Raw genomic sequence first — 17,454 nt, 5'->3', positions numbered from 1 at the left:
GGGGAAGGGCAGCTAATGCGACCTTGCAGTCGAAAAACCCACCAATCTCCTTCCCAACAGACCAGCCACCGGCCAAGCCGCCCGAAACCTGACGCGCGTTCGCTGCGGATATCGTCGGGGCCGGAGGCCCTAAAGATACAACTCGCCGCTGGAAACGACCACCGCCTGGCCGCCGATGCGCACGGCGTTGAGCTGGCCCGCCTCGACGTCGACCTCCAGGTCGATCATCGACGGACGGCCCATGTCGAAGCCCTGCTCGATGCGCAGGTAGTGGGTGCCGTCGGTGATCTTGTCGTAGTGGCGCACCACGCCGGCGAAGGCGGCGGCGGCCGATCCCGTCGCCGGGTCCTCGCCAATGCCCATATGCGGGGCGAACATGCGCGCGGCGAAGGTGCTGTCATGCGAATTCGTCTGGCGGCAATAGATATAGGCGCCCATCTGGCCGCCGCGCCCGAAGGCATCGTCCCAGTGAGCGTGATGGGGCGACACCCGGGCAAGTGCCGCAAGGTTCGCCACCGGCACGAAGGCGAAGGGGACGCCCGCCTCGAAGGCGCAGGGGCGATGGTTCTCGAAGCCGATCTCGTTGGGCTCCAGGCCAAGGGCGGCGGCGATCAGCTCCTTGTCGCCGAGCGGGTCGGCGGGGCGCGGCAGGCGCGGCACGTCGAATTCGGCAAAGCCGGCGGCGCCGTTTTTCAGCACCACGCCGCAGCGCACATTGCCGATCGCCTCCTCGAGCACGACCATGGCGTTCTGGTCGGCGTCGCTGTCGCCGAACCGCTCCCTGGCCAGCAGGATCGCGGTGCCGACGGTCGGGTGGCCGGCGAAGGGGAGTTCCTTTGCCGGGGTGAAGATCCGCAGCTTCGCCGAGTGCGCCGGGTTTTCCGGCGGCAGCACGAAGACGGTTTCCGACAGGTTGAATTCCCGCGCGATCGACTGCATGCGCGCGTCCGACAGGCCTTCCGCGTCCAGGACGACGGCCAGCGGATTGCCCGCGAGCGCCTGGTTGGTGAAGACGTCTAGGACGAAGAAGCGTCGTGCCATCTCGCGGGATCCTTGGTTGAAAGCCGTGTTGCCGTCTGGTCTTGCCCGCTGCGGGCGCCAGACTGTCGCATGCCGGGTGCCCGCTTGCCAACCTGCTCGCTGGCAGGCACCGCCTGCGGTTAACGAGGCGTTAACCCCTCTGGCGGGAACTCCTGTGGCGGGCCGGGCCGTCGCCCCTCCCGGGTGAACCGCGCCGCGCCCTGCCGCGTAACCCCGGCATGAGCGATGCACTGAACGGTTTCCCCTCCGGCGGCGTTGCCGTCGTCATCGGCGCCAGCGGCGGGCTGGGATCGGCGTTTTTCCGCCAACTGGAGGAAAGCGGCCGGTTCGCGCGCGTTGTCGGCTGCAGTCGGGCGGGCGTCCCGCGTATCGACCTGGAGGAGGAGGCGAGCATCGAGGCCGCCGCCGCCCATGTCGCGGGTCTCGGCCCGCTGAGGCTCGTCGTCGATGCCACCGGCATCCTGTCGGACGGGGCGATGGTTCCGGAAAAGGCGCTCGCCCGGATCGATGCGGAGCAGATGGCGCGCGCCTTTCGCATCAATGCCATCGGTCCGGCGCTGCTGATCAGGCATTTCGCCCCGCTCTTTCCGCGCAAGGGCAAGAGCGTTTTCGCCACCCTGTCGGCCAGGGTCGGCAGCATCGGGGACAACGCGCTGGGCGGCTGGATCAGCTACCGCTCGGCCAAGGCCGCGCTCAACCAGATCGTCCGCACTGCGGCCGTCGAGATGGCCCGCGGCCGGCCGGAGCATGTCATGCTGGCGCTGCATCCCGGCACGGTCGACACGGCGCTCTCCCGGCCCTTCGCCTGCAAGGGGCTTGCCATCCGCACGCCGGACGAGGCGGCCGGCCTGCTGCTCCGGGTGATCGACCGGGCCGATGCCGCCGACACGGGCGGGTTCCTGTCTTATGCGGGCGAACGCCTTCCCTGGTAGGGAGGGGGCGTGTAGAAGCGGTGCTGACGACAGCACCCGGGCCGCGCCGACCATGACAGATTTCCGGATTTCCGCCTTCTTTCACTTCGCTCCGCTCGACGATTACACGGCGATGCGCGAGCCGCTTCTGGCTGTCGCGCGCGAGGCGGGTATTCGCGGGTCGATCCTGCTGGCCGGCGAGGGCGTCAACGGCACCATCGCGGGCACGCAAGCCGGGGTGGAGCGGGTGCTGGCCCATTTGCGCGCCGATCCGCGCCTGGCAGGTCTCGTCGAGAAGGCATCCTTCGCTGGGCGCATGCCCTTCGGCCGGCTGAAGGTGCGGCTGAAGAAGGAGATCGTCAGCCTTGGCGTTGCGGGCATCGATCCGCGCAAGGCGGTCGGCACCTATGTGGCGCCGGCGGACTGGAACGCCCTGATCAGCGATCCGGACGTGGTGGTGCTCGACACGCGCAACGATTACGAGATCGCCTTCGGCAGCTTCGAGGGCGCGATCTCGCCCGATACCCGGACCTTCCGGTCCTTCCCCGACTGGGTGCGAAAGGCCCGCGCGGATGGCGACGGGCGCAAGGTCGCGATGTTCTGCACCGGCGGCATCCGCTGCGAGAAGGCGAGCGCACTGCTGCTGTCCGAAGGCTTCGGGGAGGTCTTCCACCTGGAGGGCGGTATCCTCAACTACCTGGAAAAGGTGCCGGAGGCGGAAAGCCTCTGGCAGGGCGCGTGTTTCGTCTTCGACGAGCGGGTCGCCGTCGACCATGCCTTGCGCCCGACCTGGGGGCGGGGCGCGCCGGAGGCGGCGCGCGAGGTGTTGCCCGCCGGTCTGACAGATGAACTGGCCGAGGGAGGTCTGGCCGGCGCCGATGCGGGAGCTAGGCCCGACCCTGAAGAGTGAAGCGCTCGGCCGTCAGGCCGCGAACGCCGGGGCGCAGCATGAACAGCCGGCCTGAATCCGGATGGGCTTCCAGCAGCGCCGCGTCGGCAAGCGGGCGCAGGCTCGTCACCACCAGCGCATCGAGGTCCGGTCCGCAGAAGCACGGCATGGTCGGGCGCGGCACGGGCATGGCGATGACCTCCACCAGCGTTCCGTCCGGCGAGAAGCAGTTGAGGAGCCCGGCGGAAACGCCTGCCGACCAGTAGCGGCCGTCGGCGTCGACCGTTCCCCCGTCCGGCCGCCCGGCCTCGTTGGCGAGCCTGGCGAAGAGGCGGCGGTTTGACATTGCCCCGCTTGCCGGATCGAAGTCCCAGGCCTCGATGATGCCGGGCCGGCTGTCGGCGTGATACATGGTGCGCCCGTCCGGCGACCAGGCAAGGCCGTTCGAGACCGTGACACCCTCCACCAGCTTCTCGCAGCTGCCGTCCGGGCGCACCCGGTAGAGCGCGCCGATCGGCTGCCGGTCGGGCCGGTCGTCCATGGTGCCGACATAGAAGGCGCCGTCGGGGCCGACCTTGCCGTCGTTGAGGCGGGTGCGCGGATCGCCGGTCTCGATTTCGGCAAGCACCTCCAGCGAACCGTCCTCAAGGCCGAACAGCGCGACCCGGTCGCGGATGGCGACAACCAGGCGGCCCGCATCGTCGGTCAGGCCGAAGGAGCCGATCACGTCGGGAAGATCCCAGTGCCGCTCCTGGCGCGTTGTCCAGTCGAGCGCGTGCAGCCGCTTGCCGAGAATGTCGCACCAGTAGAGGCGTCCGAGCCGGTCGTCCCAGGTGGGTCCCTCGGCCAGATCGCTGCGGGTTTCGCTCAGTCGTGAAATCTCGTGCGCCATCAGATCGCTCCCCTCGCGGCTTCGGTCCACTTGTCGGACGGATGGGGCGAGGGATCAAGGGTGTCAGGCGCTGGCCCGGTGCGGATCGCGGTGCAGGGGCGGGCGGTTGCCGAGCCATGTCCTGAAGATGGTGCTGGCGAGTTCGGCGATGCTGTGCATGGAATCGGGCTTGGTGATCACCGCGTCGGCCCCGTGCCGCAGGGCCTCGTCGGCCGCCTCCCGGTTGCTTGCCGTCGACAGGATGAGGATCGGCGTGTCGGCCAGCGCCGCGCTTGCCCGCATCATCCTCAGCACGTCGAGACCGGAGAGGCCGGGCATGTTCATGTCCAGCAGGATCAGGTCGGGCAGGGGGGATTTCGCCGCGACGGCCGCCTCGATGCGCGCCAGCGCCTGCACGCCGTCCACCGCCTTGACCAGCGCGAACCGGTCGGGCCAGGGGCAGGCCCGCTGAAGCAGATGCCCGAATATCCACAGATCGTCGGGATCGTCGTCGACGAGCATCAGCGTGGAGCCGCGTCCGGTCGCGGAAAACCTCTCTTCCGTCATGGCTGGACCGCCGAAGTCGAAACTGCGCGAATTTCTGATTGCGGCAATTATTCTATCAGCAAATCCGACAGGGTTCCAGCCGGCGGCCATGCGACGCGCTCGTCAAATCGGGCAAGGTGCAACCCGCGCGGCGCGGATCAGTGTGCGGCCTCCGGCAGCGGGAAGGCGGTGCTGCGCGCCACCGTGCGGATGGCGAAGGACGATTTCATCCGTGAAACGCCAGGCAGGCGGGCAAGGTGGTCGCGGTGAATCCGCTCGAAATCGGTCGGGTCGGCGGCTGCGATGCGCAGCAGATAGTCGGCATCGCCCGCCATCAGGTAGCACTCCATGATCTCCGGCGAGAGGGCGACCGCCTTTTCGAAGCGGGTCAGCACCTCGTTGGCCTGGGAGTTCAGCGAGATCTCCACGAAGATGTCCATGCGCCGGCCGATCTGCGACTGGTCGAGCAGGGCGACGTATTTCTCGATGACGCCGGCCTCCTCGAGCGCACGCACCCGGCGCAGGCAGGCGGAAGGGGACAGGCCGACGGCTTCGGCAAGGTCGGCGTTCGCCATGCGGCCGTCCTCCTGCAGCAGGGTCAGGATACGCCGGTCAATACGGTCGAAGTTCACAAGGTCCTCCGCAGATAATTTGGCTTACGTCGGGTTTCACGCTCTGAAATTGCATGAAACTCCTTACCCGGGTCAAGTACGCAAGCACATTCGAAGCGCTTTCCCGTATCCTTGCAGTCAAAGGGCGGAAGGTGTCCGGCCCGTGCTGGAGGAGGCTTGTGATGCGCATCGGTGTGCCGAAAGAGATCAAGAACCATGAGTACCGGGTCGGCCTGACCCCTGACAGCGTCCGCGAACTGGTGGCCAACGGCCACGAGCTTTTCGTCGAGACCCAGGCCGGCCAGGGCATCGGCGCGGACGATGCCGAATACGAGGCGGCCGGCGCCAGGATCCTTGCAAGCGCGGCGGAGGTGTTCGCCACGGCGACGATGATCGTCAAGGTCAAGGAGCCGCAGGCGGGCGAGCGGGCCATGCTGCGTTCCGACCATCTGCTCTTCACCTACCTGCATCTGGCGCCCGATGCGGCCCAGACCGCCGACCTGGTCAAGTCCGGCGCGACCTGCATCGCCTACGAGACCGTGACCGACGCGCGCGGCGGCCTGCCGCTGCTGGCGCCGATGTCGCAGGTTGCCGGCCGGCTTTCGGTCCAGGCGGGCGCGACCGCGCTCGAGCGCGCCCATGGCGGCGCCGGCGTGCTTCTGGGCGGCGTGCCCGGCGTTGCCCCGGCCAAGGTGGTGGTGATCGGCGGCGGCGTCGTCGGCGCCCATGCCATCACCATGGCGCTCGGCCTTGGCGCGGATGTCACCGTCCTCGACCGCTCGATCGATACGCTGGGCAGCCTGTCGGCGCGGTTCGGCTCGGCCCTGCGCACGGTCTATTCGACCCGTGCCGCGATCGAGCAGTATGTGCTGGAAGCGGACCTTGTCGTCGGCGCGGTGCTGGTCGCCGGCGCGGCTGCGCCCAAGCTGGTCACCGCCGACCATGTGCGCCGCATGAAGCCGGGTTCGGTGCTTGTCGACGTCGCCATCGACCAGGGCGGCTGTTTCGAGACCTCGCACGCCACCACCCATGCGGAACCGACCTATGTGGTCGACAACGTCGTGCATTACTGCGTTGCCAACATGCCCGGAGCGGTCCCGCGCACCTCGACCTATGCCCTCAACAACGCGACGCTGCCCTTCGCGCTGGCACTGGCCAACAACGGCTACGCGAAGGCGCTGGCCGAGAACCCGCACCTGATGAACGGGCTCAACGTTCACGCCGGGCAGGTGACCTGCCAGGCCGTTGCCGAGGCGCTCGGCTACGACTATGTCGCCCCGCGCGAGGCGCTGGCGCGGGGCGTTGCCGCCGCCGCCTGATCACGCGTCTTCTGCAGGGGGGTTCAACTGAAAACGGCCGGCAAGGGATCCCTTGCCGGCCGTTTGTGTCTGGTGCTTGCGGCAACTGCCCGGTGTCTAGGGGCAGGCAACGCGATAAGGCCGACCGTAGCGGTCGTACTCGACGCAGTTCTTCGGCGTGGTGGCCGCGCCAACGACCGCACCGCCGGCAGCACCGATGGCGCCGCCCACAAGCGCGCCGCCGACATCGCCGGTTGCGGCGGCGCCGACCGCCGCGCCGGTGGCGGCGCCGAGGCCACCGCCGACCAGGGCCCGGTCAGACTGGCTGTCGGACTGGCACGCGGCAAGAAGCAGGGCCGTCGCCGCAACGATCACGAGTTTAGACATGAAATTCGCCTCCGATTGGTTGGCCGGACTGCGTTTCTTCGAAACGCATGTGCCACCGCAACGGTTGGCCGGAGCTTCCGTTGCGGCGGTCAGGCATGTCCTCTCGGGCAGGCGATTGGCGCCTCTTACGGGCAGACGACCCGATAGCGGCGGCCGTAGCGGTCGCGTGCGATGCAGTTCTTCGGCGTGGTGGCCGAACCGACCATGGCACCGCCGACACCGCCGATGACGCCACCCACGAGAGCGCCACCGACATCGCCGGTTGCCGCCGCTCCGATCACTGCACCCGTTGCGGCGCCAAGGCCACCGCCGACAAGTGCGCGGTCGCGCTGGCTGTCGGACTGGCATGCCGCCAGCAGAAGCGCAGCTGCGCCCACAAGAACAATCCTGACCATCGTATAACTCCTCACATGTCCACTTGGTTCCGGCGAATGTCGCCTCCCGGTAGGCACCGCCAAAGGGAGAGGGCGAACCGTCCCTCCGTTGCCGCCTATCTGAGCACTAAAACACCACACAGTCTAGCGGCTCGCTGACGCCAAGCTGTGACGCAGATCATTGGTTGGGCGTTCCTTTTGACGATTTTTCGCGAGATGCGACGGGTTCCTGGCCGCGCAGTCGGCGCAGCAGGCCGAGCGTCGAGGCGTCGCGCCCCTTCGCCGGCGCGCGGCCGTCGACCATCGGCAGCAACTCGCCGGCAAGCACCTTCCCCAGTTCCACGCCCCACTGGTCGAAGGAATTGATGTTCCAGATCGCGCCTTCCACGAACACCCGGTGCTCGTAGAGCGCGATCAGGCGGCCGAGCGCGAAAGGCGTCAGCCGGTCGTGCAGGATGGTGATCGAAGGACGGTTGCCGGGAAAGACCTTGTGCGGGGCAAGCCGGGCGACATCGTCCTCGCTGCGGCCTTCCGCGCGCAAGGCGGCTTCGGCCTCCGCCCTCGTGCGGCCGGTCATCAAGGCCTCCGACTGGGCGAGGCAATTCGCCGCCAGCAACGCATGGTGATGGGCAAGATCCGGCTCATGCCCCTTCGCGGCGAGAATGAACTCGCAAGGGATCACGTCGCTGCCCTGGTGCAGGAGCTGGTAGAAGGCGTGCTGGCCGTTGGTTCCGGGTTCGCCCCAGACCAGCGGGCCGGTTGCCTCGCTCACCGGATCGCCGGCAAGCGTCACCCGCTTGCCGTTGGATTCCATGTCGAGCTGCTGGAGATAGGCGGGCAGGCGGGCGAGCCGCTGGTCGTAGGGAAGGACCGCGCGGGCCGGAAAGCCGCAGGCATTGCGATGCCATATGCCGGCAAGGCCGAGCAGCATCGGCAGGTTGACCTCCGCCTCCGCCGTCTCGAAATGCCGGTCCATCGCATGGGCGCCATCGAGGAAGGCGCCGAAATCGTCAGGCCCGATGGCGATCATCACCGGCAATCCGATTGCCGACCAGACGGAATAGCGTCCGCCGACCCAGTCCCAGAAACCGAAGGTGCGGCTGGCGGCAATGCCGAAGGCGTCGACCCTGTCGAGGGCTGTGGAAACGGCGGCGAAATGGGCGCCGACGGCGTCTTCGCCGAGGTGCCGGACGATCCAGGCGCGCGCCGTCGCGGCATTGGTCATCGTCTCTATGGTCGTGAAGGTCTTCGACGCGACAATGACGAGCGTTGTCGCCGGATCCAGCGCCTTCAGCGTGTCCGCGACATGGGCGCCGTCGACATTCGACACATAATGCAGGCGGGGACCGTCGGCGAAGGGGGCAAGCGCCTGTGTCACCATGGCCGGCCCGAGATCGGAGCCGCCGATGCCGATATTGACCACGTCGGTGAACGGGCGCCCGCCCGAGCCGGCGAGGGTGCCATTTCGAACGGCATCGGAGAAGTCGGCCATGCGCGCCAGCGTTGCCTCCACGTCCGGCGTCACGTCGTGTCCGTCGATCTCGACCGGGCGGCCGGAGCGGTTTCTGAGCGCGACATGAAGCACCGCGCGGCCTTCGGTTCCGTTGATCGGGCGGCCTTCGAACATCGCCGCCCGCCGGTCCTCCACACCGCGCGCACGGGCAAAGGCGGTAAGGGCGTGGATCGCCTCGCGGTCCCAGTGCATCTTGGAAAAGTCGATGAGCAGGTCGTCGAGCGCGACGCTCAGCCTGTCGAACCGGCCCGCATCGTCAGCGAAGATCCGGCGCAGTCCCGTTGCCTGCAGCTCCGTGGCCCGCTGCTTAAGCTCATGCGGCATGGCTGCCTGCGTCATCGGTGTCCTCCTCTTTCAATGTCTTTGGAGCGGGCGGCGTCCGCTCGACCCTAGGCAAGCAATGTGGCGCAATACCAGCCATAGGCCGCGAGAAACGGGAGCCCGGCGAGACGCGGCACGCGGCCGGGAATGGCGAGCAGCAGGGCGGCAAGCGCCAGTGAAGCGACCAGCATCACCGGAATGTCGAAGGTGGCGATCCGATTGGCAATCGGCACCGGCGCCAGGGTCGCGGTTACGCCGAGGATCGCCAGGATGTTGAAGATGTTCGAGCCGACCACGTTGCCGATGGCGATTTCCGGTTGCCGGCGAAACGCGGCAGTGACGGAGGTCGCAAGCTCCGGCAGGCTGGTGCCGACGGCCACAACGGTAAGCCCGATCACGGCCTCCGACAGGCCGAAGGTACGCGCGATCCGCGTGGCCCCGTCGATCAGGCAGTCGGCTCCGAAAACCAGGGCCGCAAGACCGCCGCCGACAAGGGCGAGGGCTTTCCATACGGGCATCGGGCAGGGGGTGGCGGCCGTGTCGCAGGGCGTGCTGCGGCCGGTCTTCGCGCAATAACCGAGATAGCCGGCAAGCACTGCCACAAACGCGATGCCGACCGGTGCGGACAGGGTGCCGGTCCAGGCAACGACGGCCAGGGCGACGGCGCTTGCGAGCATCGCCGCCAGGTCGCGGCCAAGCCCGTCGATGCGCGTCGGCATGGCCGCGACGAGCATGGTGAGGCCGAGAATGAGCAGGATGTTGGCGGTGTTGGAACCGACCGCGTTGCCCACGGCGATATCCGGCAGGCCGGCCATCGCCGCCTGCAACGAGACGAGCATCTCCGGCATGGAGGTGCCGAAACCGACGATGGTCAGGCCGACAAGAAGAGGCGGTACCCGAAGGCGCGCGGCCAGCGAGACCGCGCCGCGCACAAGCGCGTCGCCGCCGCCGAAGAGCAGGGCAAGACCAAGGGCGAGAAGCCCGGTATCGATGAGCATGACAAGGCTCCGGCGCCTCGGGCGGGGCGCGCCGGAGGCGACAAGGGAGGACTGGGTGGCGACGGAATGCCGCCCCGGGAGATTGCAGGTCCGGGCGCGCGGGGCGCCGGTGCGGTCCCTGCCGGATCAGGTCACGGTCGGAGGCTGCCGGAGCAGGTCGCGTTCGCCCTCGAAGGCCATGACGGCGAGCTTCCAGGTGGCGAGGGTGGCGGCCGGCAGGAGCAGGGCGGCGACGACCGCGACGCCTGTCGGGCCAAGCGACAGGATGCCGCTCAGCGCCCACAGGAAACCGAGCGTCATGGTCCAGACTTCGGCGCCGAACAGGGCAATCGCGGAGATGAGGATGATGTAGAAGACAAGTCCCGGACGTGCGTCGCGCGCGCGGGGGGAAACCGCCGGATTGTCGGCGGCAGGTGAGCCTGGCATGGCCGTGACCCTTGAAGGACGCGGGCATGATCGCCCGCGGCCAATCGCAAATGGGAAGGTCCGGGCCCGGGCGCAAGATCTCCTTTCGGGCCTGCGAGAGATATTTTTTCACGCTCGCCGTCATGCCGGGCGGCGATCAGGACAGCGCGGCTGCGAGGCGCGCCCGCGCCTCGATCCCGGCCCAGTCGCCGCTGGCGATGGCGTCCGCCCCGGCGATCCAGGAGCCGCCGACGCAGACCACGTTGGGAAGCGCCAGATAGGTCGACGCGCTCTTCTCGGTGATGCCGCCGGTCGGGCAGAAGCGGGCGGCGGGCAGCGGCGAGGCCAGCGACTTGAGCAGGTTGGCGCCGCCGACGGCCTCCGCCGGGAAGAGCTTCAGCCGCGAGTAGCCGGCTTCCAGCAGCCGCATCACCTCGGAGGCCGTCGCCGCACCCGGCAGCAGCGGCACGTCATGTCCGGAGGCCGCCTCGATCAGCGCTCCGGTGGCCCCGGGCGAGACGACGAACGTCGCCCCGGCGGCGACAGCCTCGTCATACTGGAAGGCGTCGAGCACGGTGCCGGCGCCGACCATCGCGCCTTCCACCTCGGCGGCGACGGCACGGATCGCCTCGAGCGCGCGCGGGGTGCGCAGCGTGATCTCGATGGCCGGCAGTCCGCCGCGCACCAGGGCGCGCGCCATCGGCACGGCCTTGGCCGGATCCTCCACGATCAGGACCGGGATGACCGGGGCGGCGCCCATGACGCGGTCGAGGATGTCGGTGTTCTGTGCCATGCGGTGGTCTGCTCCGGATTGCTGGGCCTTGCGGCGTGAGGGTTCAGGCGCCAAAGACATGGGCGCCCTGGTCGGCGGGGCCGGCATGGGCCCTGAAGGCGGCGAACAATTCGCGGCCGATGCCCTGCTGGTGCGCCGAAAGATCGGCCGTCGCGGGGGCGCGGGCCTCGAATTCGGCCGCGTCGACGAGAACCTCGAGACGGCCGGACGTTGCATCGACGCGGATCATGTCGCCGTCGCGGATGCGCGCGATCGGGCCGCCGTCGACGGCCTCCGGCGTCACGTGGATCGCTGCCGGCACCTTGCCGGAGGCGCCCGACATGCGCCCGTCGGTGACCAGCGCGACGCGGATGCCGCGATCCTGCAGGACGCCGAGCGCCGGGGTCAGCTTGTGCAGCTCCGGCATGCCGCAGGCCCGGGGACCCTGGAAGGGCAGCACGGCGATGAAATCCTGCGTCAGTTCGCCGGCCTTGAAGGCGTCCTGCACGGCTTCCTGCGAGTTGAAGATCCGCGCCGGCGCCTCGATCACCCGGCGGTCCTGTGCGACGGCGGAGACCTTGATGACCGCCCGCCCGAGATTGCCGTCGAGCACGGTCAGCCCGCCATTGGGCTGAAAGGGTTCGGCCACGGTGGAGAGCACCTTGGCATCGCCGCTCTCGCGGGTCGCCGGCACCCAGGCGACGCCGCCGCCCTCGCCGAGGCGCGCCTCGACCGTATAGGTCGACAGGCCGGTGCCGTTGACGGTGCGCACGTCCTCGTGCAGCAGGCCTTCCGACAGCAGTTCGCCGATCAGGTAGCCCATGCCGCCGGCCGCCTGGAAGTGGTTCACGTCGGCCATGCCGTTCGGGTAGATGCGGGCGATCAGCGGCACCGCCCCGGAAAGGTCCGAGATGTCGTCCCAGGTCAGCCGGATGCCTGCCGCATGGGCGATGGCGACCAGGTGCAGCGTGTGGTTGGTCGAGCCGCCGGTCGCGTGCAGGCCGACGACGCCGTTGACGATGGCGCGCTCGTCGATCATCTCGCCGACGGGCGTGTAGGCATTGCCGAGCGCGGTGAGCGCCAGCGCGCGCTTGGCCGCCTCCTTCGTCAACGCATCGCGCAGCGGCGTGTTCGGATGGACGAAGCTTGCCCCCGGCAGGTGCAGGCCCATGATTTCCATCAGCATCTGGTTGGAATTGGCCGTGCCGTAGAAGGTGCAGGTGCCGGGCGAATGGTAGGACTTGCTCTCCGATTCCAGCAGTTCGGCGCGGCCGATCTTGCCTTCCGCGTAGAGCTGGCGGGTCTTGGCCTTCTCGTCGTTGGAAATCCCCGACGGCATCGGTCCGGCCGGCACGAAGACCGCCGGCAGGTGGCCGAAGGAGAGCGCCGCGATCATCAGCCCGGGCACGATCTTGTCGCAGATGCCGAGGAACACGGCGGCGTCGAACATCTGGTGCGACAGGCCGACGGCCGCCGACATGGCGATCACGTCGCGGGAAAACAGCGACAGTTCCATGCCGGTCTGGCCTTGCGTGACGCCGTCGCACATGGCCGGCACGCCGCCGGCCACCTGGGCGACGCCGCCGACCTCGCGCGCCGCGTCGCGGATCAGCTCGGGGAAGCGCTCATAGGGCTGGTGGGCGGAGAGCATGTCGTTATAGGCGGTGATGATGCCGAGATTGGGCACCACGTCGCCGGCCAGTCGCGACTTGTCGGTGACGCCGCAGGCGGCGAAGCCGTGGGCGAGGTTGCCGCAGGACAGCGTCGAGCGCTTCGGGCCGGCCTCGCCGGCGGCGCGGATCCGCTCCAGATAGCGCGTGCGGCTGTCGCGGCTGCGCTCGGTGATGCGTTCGGTGACGGCTGCGAGTGTCGAATGAAGGCTCATGGCGGTCTCCGTCCTTTCGGTTGCGGCGCCCGGGGGGAGATGTCCGGGACCGGCTTTCCTGTTGGACCGGCGGGTGTGATACCCGTTCCGGCACGATGTTTAAATCGATTTAATTCCGTCTTCAACCGGGCGCCGTGCGCGATGCAGATGCACGGTGCTGCCCGGCCCGGCGGGTGCTCGCCGCACCGGTCAGATCAGGTCCTCGAACCATGTCCGCCCGTCGCGCTCGATCAGGGCGATGGCGGCGGAAGGGCCCCAGGTGCCGGAGGTATAGCCCTTCGGCGGTTCCTTCTGGCTCGCCCAGGCCTGCAGGATCGGATCGACCCAGGCCCAGGCGGCCTCGACCTCGTCGCGGCGCATGAACAGCGTCTGGTTGCCGCGGATCACGTCCATGATCAGCCGCTCGTAGGCATCCGGGTTGCGCACCTTGAACGCCTTGGCGAAGGACATGTCGAGGGGCACCTGGCGCAGGCGCATGCCGCCCGGTCCGGGGTCCTTGATCATCACCTGCATGCGCACGCCCTCGTCCGGCTGCAGGCGGATGACGAGCCGGTTGGAGGAGATCGCGCCGGCCTCCTCGCCGAAGATCGAATGGGGGATCGGGCGGAACTGCACGACGATCTCCGAGACGCGGGTGGCGAGCCGCTTGCCGGTGCGCAGGTAGAAGGGCACCGTCGCCCAGCGCCAGTTGGCGATCTCCGCCTTGACGGCGACGAAGGTCTCGGTCTGCGAAGAGGGGTCGTCGAGTTCCTCCAGGTAGCCCGGCACGGCCCCGCCGGCGGAAGCACCGGCCCGGTACTGGCCCCGCACCGTTGTCTTCGCCGCATGTTCGGCATCCATCGGCCTCAGGGCCTTCAGCACCTTGAGCTTCTCGTCGCGCACCGAGTCCGCGTCCATGGATTCCGGCGGCTCCATGGCGACAAGGCACAGGAGCTGGAGGATGTGGTTCTGCACCATGTCGCGCATCGCCCCGGCGGTGTCGTAATAGCCGGCGCGGCCCTCGACGCCGAGCGATTCCGCCACCGTGATCTGCACATGGTCGATATGGGCGGCGTTCCACAGCGGCTCGAACAGCGCGTTGGCGAAGCGCAGCGCCATCAGGTTCTGCACGGTCTCCTTGCCGAGATAGTGGTCGATGCGGAAGATCTGGTCCTCGCGGAAGACCGCGCCGATCGCCGCGTTGACGGCGCGCGCGGAAGTGCCGTCCTTGCCGATCGGCTTCTCGATGACGACGCGGGCAAGGTCGGTGGACAGTGCGTGGGCGCCGATGCGTTCGCAGATCGGGCCGAAGAAGTCGGGCGAGACGGCCAGATAGAAGGCGCGCACCACCTCCTCGCGGCCCTCAAGGGCAGCGGCGAGCTCGCGCCAGCCCCTGTCGCCGGCGGCATCCACCGCGAGATAGGAGAGCCGGTCGAGGAACCGGGCAAGGGCTTCGTCCTCGATGTCGTCGACGTGTTCGCGCACCGCTTCGTCCGCGAACTTGCGATAATCGGCATCCGACATGTCGCGGCGCGAGCAGGCGAGAATGCGGGCGTCCAGCGGGATCTGCCCGTCCAGATCCCGGTGATAGAGCGCCGGCAGAAGCTTGCGGTGGGCAAGATCGCCGGTCGCACCGAAGACGATCAGGTCGAACGGGACTACTTCGATGACGCGCGTTGCCATTGCGATCCTTTCAAGAGGCGGTTCGTGCCCTCGGGCAACCCTTCAGGCAGCGAGGTCGGCGCGGCGGGGGAGGTCCGCTCCGCGCCGGGTGCAGGTGATTGCGGCGGCCCGCCCGGCATAGGCGAGCAGGTCGGCGAGTGCTCCCTCGTCGAGCCCCTTCAGCGCCGCGCGGGTGCGGCCGACCGTCTCTCCGAGCCGCGCCAGCAGGGCCGCCTGGTAGGTGTCGCCGGCACCGACCGTGTCGGCGACGGTGACGCGCTGGCCCTCGGCAGAGGCGACGGCGGAGGCCGTCACACCGAGCGCACCCTCGCCGCCGCGGGTGATCACCACCAGCGCCGGCCCGTGGTCCAGCCAGTCGCGGGCGAGCGCCAGCGGATCGGCCCCGGGATAGAGCGTCTCCACATCCTCCGCGCTGACCTTGAGCAGGTCCACATGCGGCAGCAGCACGCTGATGCGGTTCCGCCAGGCGTCGAGATCGGCGACCACGGTCGGGCGGATGTTCGGATCGTAGGCGATCATCCGGCGACCGTGCTCGCGCGCGGCGAGCGACAGCAGCGTGTCGCCGATTGTCGGCACCAGCGCGGAGAAGGATCCCAGATGGATGGTGTCGATCGCCTCCGGCAGGTCGGGAATGTCGGCGGGGGAGATCATCCGGTCGGCCGCTCCCTCGCCGCAGAAACTGTAGGCGGGGCTTCCCGCCGCGTCGAGGCCGACCAAGCTTAGCGTTGTCGGCGCGTCGCTGTCCACGACAAGGCTCGTGTCGACGCCTTCGCGCTCCAGCGCCGCCTTCAGCCTGCGGCCGAGAAAATCGCGCGACAACCCGCCGAAATAGGCGGCCGGCGCCTCCAGCCGGGCAAGCCCGACAGCCACGTTGAAGGGCGAGCCGCCGATGCGCGCATCGAGCGTCAGCCGCGCGCCGTCTTCCTCGGCGAAGAGATCGAACAGCGCTTCGCCGCATACGAGAATCATTGAGCGGGGCTCCTATGTGCCGTTTTTTCCAGGTCGCCGGATATTGTTGCCGCGATGGCTTCCGCCGCGCTGCCGGTGAACGGCATGAAGGTGTCGGTGTCCAGTCTCATTCAGGCGGCCTTCGTGCTTTCGGGAGGTTCCATCGCGCCGGTCATGATGGCGACGGCATCCGACATGGAGAAGTCGCCGGGCTTGATGACACAGGCGCGACGGCCGAGGCGATGGATATGGATGCGGTCGGCCACCTCGAACACATGCGGCATGTTGTGCGAGATCAGCACGATCGGCAGGCCGCGCGCCTTCACGTCGCGGATCAGGTCGAGGACCTTGCGGCTTTCCTTGACGCCAAGGGCGGCCGTCGGCTCGTCCATGATCACCACCTTGGAGCCGAAGGCGGCGGCGCGCGCCACGGCAACGCCCTGACGCTGGCCGCCCGACAGTGTCTCCACCGCCTGGTTGATGTTCTGGATGGTCATCAGGCCAAGCTCCGACAGCTTGTCGCGGGCGATCTTCTCCATCGCCTTGCGGTCGAGCCGGCGCAGGTACTTGCCCATCCACCCTTGCATGCGGATCTCGCGGCCCATGAACAGGTTGTCGGCGATCGACAGCGCCGGCGACAGGGCAAGGTTCTGGTAGACCGTCTCGATGCCGGCATCGCGGGCGCGCATCGGCGAGGAGAACTGGACCGGCTTCCCTTCTAGCCGGATTTCGCCCTCGTCCGGGGTGACAGCACCGGAAATCGCCTTGATGAGGGTCGACTTGCCGGCGCCATTGTCGCCGATCACGGCCAGTACCTCGCCGGGATAGAGGTCGAAGTCTGCCCGGTCGAGAGCGACGACGCGGCCGTAGCGCTTGACGAGGCCCGTTGCGGTGAGGATCGGTTCGCCGGTCATCCTGCAACCTTTCTGATCCATTGGTCGATGGCGACGGCCGAGATGATCAGCACGCCGATCAGGAGATAGGTCCATTGCGGGTCGGTGCCGATCAGGCGTAGGCCGAGCGAGAAGACGCCGACGATGAGCGCGCCGAACAGCATGCCGAGGATCGAGCCGCGTCCGCCGAACAGCGAAATGCCGCCGATCACCACGGCCGTGATGGATTCGATGTTGGTGAACTGGCCGGTGGTCGGCGAGACCGAACCCAGACGGCCGATCATGGCCCAGCCGCCAACGGCGCAGATCAGCCCGGCCAGCGTGTAGACGGAGATGCGCATGCGGGCGACGCGCACGCCGGCCAGTTCCGCCGCCTCCGGATCGTCGCCGATGGCATAGACATGCCGGCCCCAGGCGGTGTGGTTGAGCACGTAGTTGAGCACGATGACCAGTGCGAACATGGCGATGACGCCATAGGTGAAGACGGCGCCGCCAATGCTGAACTTCTCGCCGAAGAACTGGAGGATCGGCGCCTGCGCCTCGATGTCCTGGCTGCGGATGGTCTCGTTGGCGGAGAACAGGAAGTTGGTGGCGAGCACGATCTGCCACATGCCGAGCGTGACGATGAACGGCGGCAGCCGCATCCAGGCGACCAGCACGCCGTTGATGAAGCCGCACAGCATGCCGCAGGCCAGCCCGCACAGGACCGCGATCTCCGGTGGCAGGCCATAGCGGAAGGTGAACTGGCCCATCACCACCGAGGACAGGACCATGATCGCGCCGACCGACAGGTCGATGCCGGCGGTGAGGATCACCAGCGACTGGGCGCAACCGACGATGCCGACGATGGCGACCTGCTGCAGGATCAGCGTCAGCGCGAAGGGAGAGAAGAATTTCGAACCGAGCAGGATGCCGAACACCGCCAGCGACAGGACCAGCACGATCAGCGGCACGAATTCGGGCCGGGCGTGGAGCCGGTGCTGGACCCTGTCCAGGAGCGAGCGATGGTGGCTGTCGAAGGCGGCAACCGTCGCGGCGCTGCCCGCCAGGCTTTTTTCGAAGTCGTCCGCACCGGATGTCTGCGCGTCGCTCATGCTCTCCTCCCCGGAAGAGGGCCCGGTTCCGGCCG

Annotated in this window: 18 protein-coding genes; 3 read left to right on the top strand and 15 right to left on the bottom strand. The window is 68.4% G+C overall.

Features of this window, described 5'->3' with window-relative positions; translation table 11 throughout:
• Positions 1-129: 129 nt before the first annotated feature.
• On the bottom strand, positions 130-1,041 hold the full coding sequence (locus ACQY46_RS20215; RefSeq protein WP_428697772.1) for a PhzF family phenazine biosynthesis protein: 912 nt from the start codon (positions 1,039-1,041) through the stop codon (positions 130-132).
• A gap of 218 nt (positions 1,042-1,259) precedes the next feature.
• Here ACQY46_RS20215 and ACQY46_RS20210 point away from each other — a divergent pair, with 218 nt between their 5' ends.
• Both ACQY46_RS20210 and ACQY46_RS20205 read left to right on the top strand, forming a co-directional pair.
• Positions 1,260-1,973 (top strand): SDR family NAD(P)-dependent oxidoreductase, encoded by a 714-nt coding sequence (locus ACQY46_RS20210; protein WP_428697771.1) that lies wholly within the window; start codon positions 1,260-1,262, stop codon positions 1,971-1,973.
• A 52-nt stretch (positions 1,974-2,025) separates the two neighbouring features.
• Positions 2,026-2,862, top strand: a complete 837-nt coding sequence (locus ACQY46_RS20205; RefSeq protein ID WP_428697770.1) for a rhodanese-related sulfurtransferase — start codon at positions 2,026-2,028, stop codon at positions 2,860-2,862.
• On the opposite strand, the gene ACQY46_RS20200 is transcribed toward ACQY46_RS20205, so the two are convergent.
• The 3 genes from ACQY46_RS20200 to ACQY46_RS20190 all read right to left on the bottom strand — a co-directional run bounded on the left by ACQY46_RS20200 (position 2,840) and on the right by ACQY46_RS20190 (position 4,890).
• Complete coding sequence (locus ACQY46_RS20200) at positions 2,840-3,733, bottom strand: SMP-30/gluconolactonase/LRE family protein (RefSeq protein WP_428697769.1); 894 nt, start codon at positions 3,731-3,733, stop codon at positions 2,840-2,842. The genes ACQY46_RS20205 and ACQY46_RS20200 overlap by 23 nt on opposite strands.
• Before the next feature lie 63 nt (positions 3,734-3,796).
• Positions 3,797-4,279: a response regulator gene (locus ACQY46_RS20195; RefSeq protein WP_428697768.1), complete on the bottom strand. Its 483-nt coding sequence runs from the start codon at positions 4,277-4,279 to the stop codon at positions 3,797-3,799.
• A 137-nt stretch (positions 4,280-4,416) separates the two neighbouring features.
• Positions 4,417-4,890 (bottom strand): Lrp/AsnC family transcriptional regulator, encoded by a 474-nt coding sequence (locus tag ACQY46_RS20190; RefSeq protein ID WP_428697767.1) that lies wholly within the window; start codon positions 4,888-4,890, stop codon positions 4,417-4,419.
• Positions 4,891-5,051: 161 nt separating this feature from the next.
• On the opposite strand from ACQY46_RS20190, the gene ald reads away from it, so the two are divergent.
• Positions 5,052-6,188 carry an alanine dehydrogenase gene (gene ald, locus ACQY46_RS20185; RefSeq protein ID WP_428697766.1) on the top strand — a complete coding sequence of 379 codons (1,137 nt, stop codon included), beginning with the start codon at positions 5,052-5,054 and terminating at the stop codon, positions 6,186-6,188.
• Positions 6,189-6,284: 96 nt separating this feature from the next.
• Here the strand turns inward: ald and ACQY46_RS20180 are convergent, their stop codons facing one another.
• From ACQY46_RS20180 to ACQY46_RS20130, 11 genes are all read right to left on the bottom strand, one after another.
• Positions 6,285-6,554, bottom strand: a complete 270-nt coding sequence (locus ACQY46_RS20180; RefSeq protein WP_428697765.1) for a glycine zipper domain-containing protein — start codon at positions 6,552-6,554, stop codon at positions 6,285-6,287.
• 125 nt (positions 6,555-6,679) lie between these two features.
• Positions 6,680-6,949, bottom strand: coding sequence for a glycine zipper domain-containing protein (locus ACQY46_RS20175; RefSeq protein WP_306029760.1), 270 nt, complete (start codon positions 6,947-6,949; stop codon positions 6,680-6,682).
• Positions 6,950-7,106: 157 nt separating this feature from the next.
• On the bottom strand, positions 7,107-8,780 hold the full coding sequence (pgi, locus tag ACQY46_RS20170; protein ID WP_428697764.1) for a glucose-6-phosphate isomerase: 1,674 nt from the start codon (positions 8,778-8,780) through the stop codon (positions 7,107-7,109).
• 50 nt (positions 8,781-8,830) lie between these two features.
• Complete coding sequence (locus ACQY46_RS20165) at positions 8,831-9,760, bottom strand: calcium/sodium antiporter (RefSeq protein ID WP_428697763.1); 930 nt, start codon at positions 9,758-9,760, stop codon at positions 8,831-8,833.
• A 126-nt stretch (positions 9,761-9,886) separates the two neighbouring features.
• Positions 9,887-10,186 carry a hypothetical protein gene (locus ACQY46_RS20160; protein WP_428697762.1) on the bottom strand — a complete coding sequence of 100 codons (300 nt, stop codon included), beginning with the start codon at positions 10,184-10,186 and terminating at the stop codon, positions 9,887-9,889.
• Positions 10,187-10,322: 136 nt separating this feature from the next.
• On the bottom strand, positions 10,323-10,958 hold the full coding sequence (eda, locus tag ACQY46_RS20155) for a bifunctional 4-hydroxy-2-oxoglutarate aldolase/2-dehydro-3-deoxy-phosphogluconate aldolase (protein WP_428697761.1): 636 nt from the start codon (positions 10,956-10,958) through the stop codon (positions 10,323-10,325).
• A gap of 43 nt (positions 10,959-11,001) precedes the next feature.
• Positions 11,002-12,822, bottom strand: a complete 1,821-nt coding sequence (gene edd, locus ACQY46_RS20150) for a phosphogluconate dehydratase (RefSeq protein ID WP_428697760.1) — start codon at positions 12,820-12,822, stop codon at positions 11,002-11,004.
• A gap of 189 nt (positions 12,823-13,011) precedes the next feature.
• Positions 13,012-14,484, bottom strand: a complete 1,473-nt coding sequence (zwf, locus tag ACQY46_RS20145; RefSeq protein ID WP_428697759.1) for a glucose-6-phosphate dehydrogenase — start codon at positions 14,482-14,484, stop codon at positions 13,012-13,014.
• Between the two features lie 42 nt (positions 14,485-14,526).
• Complete coding sequence (locus ACQY46_RS20140) at positions 14,527-15,453, bottom strand: carbohydrate kinase family protein (RefSeq protein ID WP_428697758.1); 927 nt, start codon at positions 15,451-15,453, stop codon at positions 14,527-14,529.
• Positions 15,454-15,563: 110 nt separating this feature from the next.
• Positions 15,564-16,346 (bottom strand): ATP-binding cassette domain-containing protein, encoded by a 783-nt coding sequence (locus ACQY46_RS20135; RefSeq protein WP_428697757.1) that lies wholly within the window; start codon positions 16,344-16,346, stop codon positions 15,564-15,566.
• Positions 16,343-17,419: an ABC transporter permease gene (locus ACQY46_RS20130; protein WP_428697756.1), complete on the bottom strand. Its 1,077-nt coding sequence runs from the start codon at positions 17,417-17,419 to the stop codon at positions 16,343-16,345. Before ACQY46_RS20130 ends, ACQY46_RS20135 begins: the two co-directional genes overlap by 4 nt.
• Between the last annotated feature and the right edge of the window lie 35 nt (positions 17,420-17,454).

Source organism: Stappia sp., from assembly GCF_965276915.1.
Classification (GTDB): domain Bacteria; phylum Pseudomonadota; class Alphaproteobacteria; order Rhizobiales; family Stappiaceae; genus Stappia.
This window is presented reverse-complemented; position numbering and strand designations above follow the sequence as displayed.

Bases quoted from the DNA above. Each gene is read 5' to 3' on its own strand.
- ACQY46_RS20135 (WP_428697757.1), bottom strand. From the start codon at position 16,346: ATGACCGGCGAACCGATCCTCACCGCAACGGGCCTCGTCAAGCGCTAC.
- ACQY46_RS20175 (WP_306029760.1), bottom strand. From the start codon at position 6,949: ATGGTCAGGATTGTTCTTGTGGGCGCAGCTGCGCTTCTGCTGGCGGCA.
- edd (WP_428697760.1), bottom strand. From the start codon at position 12,822: ATGAGCCTTCATTCGACACTCGCAGCCGTCACCGAACGCATCACCGAG.
- ACQY46_RS20160 (WP_428697762.1), bottom strand. From the start codon at position 10,186: ATGCCAGGCTCACCTGCCGCCGACAATCCGGCGGTTTCCCCCCGCGCG.
- ACQY46_RS20165 (WP_428697763.1), bottom strand. From the start codon at position 9,760: ATGCTCATCGATACCGGGCTTCTCGCCCTTGGTCTTGCCCTGCTCTTC.
- ACQY46_RS20130 (WP_428697756.1), bottom strand. From the start codon at position 17,419: ATGAGCGACGCGCAGACATCCGGTGCGGACGACTTCGAAAAAAGCCTG.
- ACQY46_RS20200 (WP_428697769.1), bottom strand. From the start codon at position 3,733: ATGGCGCACGAGATTTCACGACTGAGCGAAACCCGCAGCGATCTGGCC.
- ACQY46_RS20180 (WP_428697765.1), bottom strand. From the start codon at position 6,554: ATGTCTAAACTCGTGATCGTTGCGGCGACGGCCCTGCTTCTTGCCGCG.
- eda (WP_428697761.1), bottom strand. From the start codon at position 10,958: ATGGCACAGAACACCGACATCCTCGACCGCGTCATGGGCGCCGCCCCG.
- ald (WP_428697766.1), top strand. From the start codon at position 5,052: ATGCGCATCGGTGTGCCGAAAGAGATCAAGAACCATGAGTACCGGGTC.
- ACQY46_RS20205 (WP_428697770.1), top strand. From the start codon at position 2,026: ATGACAGATTTCCGGATTTCCGCCTTCTTTCACTTCGCTCCGCTCGAC.
- ACQY46_RS20210 (WP_428697771.1), top strand. From the start codon at position 1,260: ATGAGCGATGCACTGAACGGTTTCCCCTCCGGCGGCGTTGCCGTCGTC.
- zwf (WP_428697759.1), bottom strand. From the start codon at position 14,484: ATGGCAACGCGCGTCATCGAAGTAGTCCCGTTCGACCTGATCGTCTTC.
- ACQY46_RS20195 (WP_428697768.1), bottom strand. From the start codon at position 4,279: ATGACGGAAGAGAGGTTTTCCGCGACCGGACGCGGCTCCACGCTGATG.
- pgi (WP_428697764.1), bottom strand. From the start codon at position 8,780: ATGACGCAGGCAGCCATGCCGCATGAGCTTAAGCAGCGGGCCACGGAG.
- ACQY46_RS20140 (WP_428697758.1), bottom strand. From the start codon at position 15,453: ATGATTCTCGTATGCGGCGAAGCGCTGTTCGATCTCTTCGCCGAGGAA.
- ACQY46_RS20215 (WP_428697772.1), bottom strand. From the start codon at position 1,041: ATGGCACGACGCTTCTTCGTCCTAGACGTCTTCACCAACCAGGCGCTC.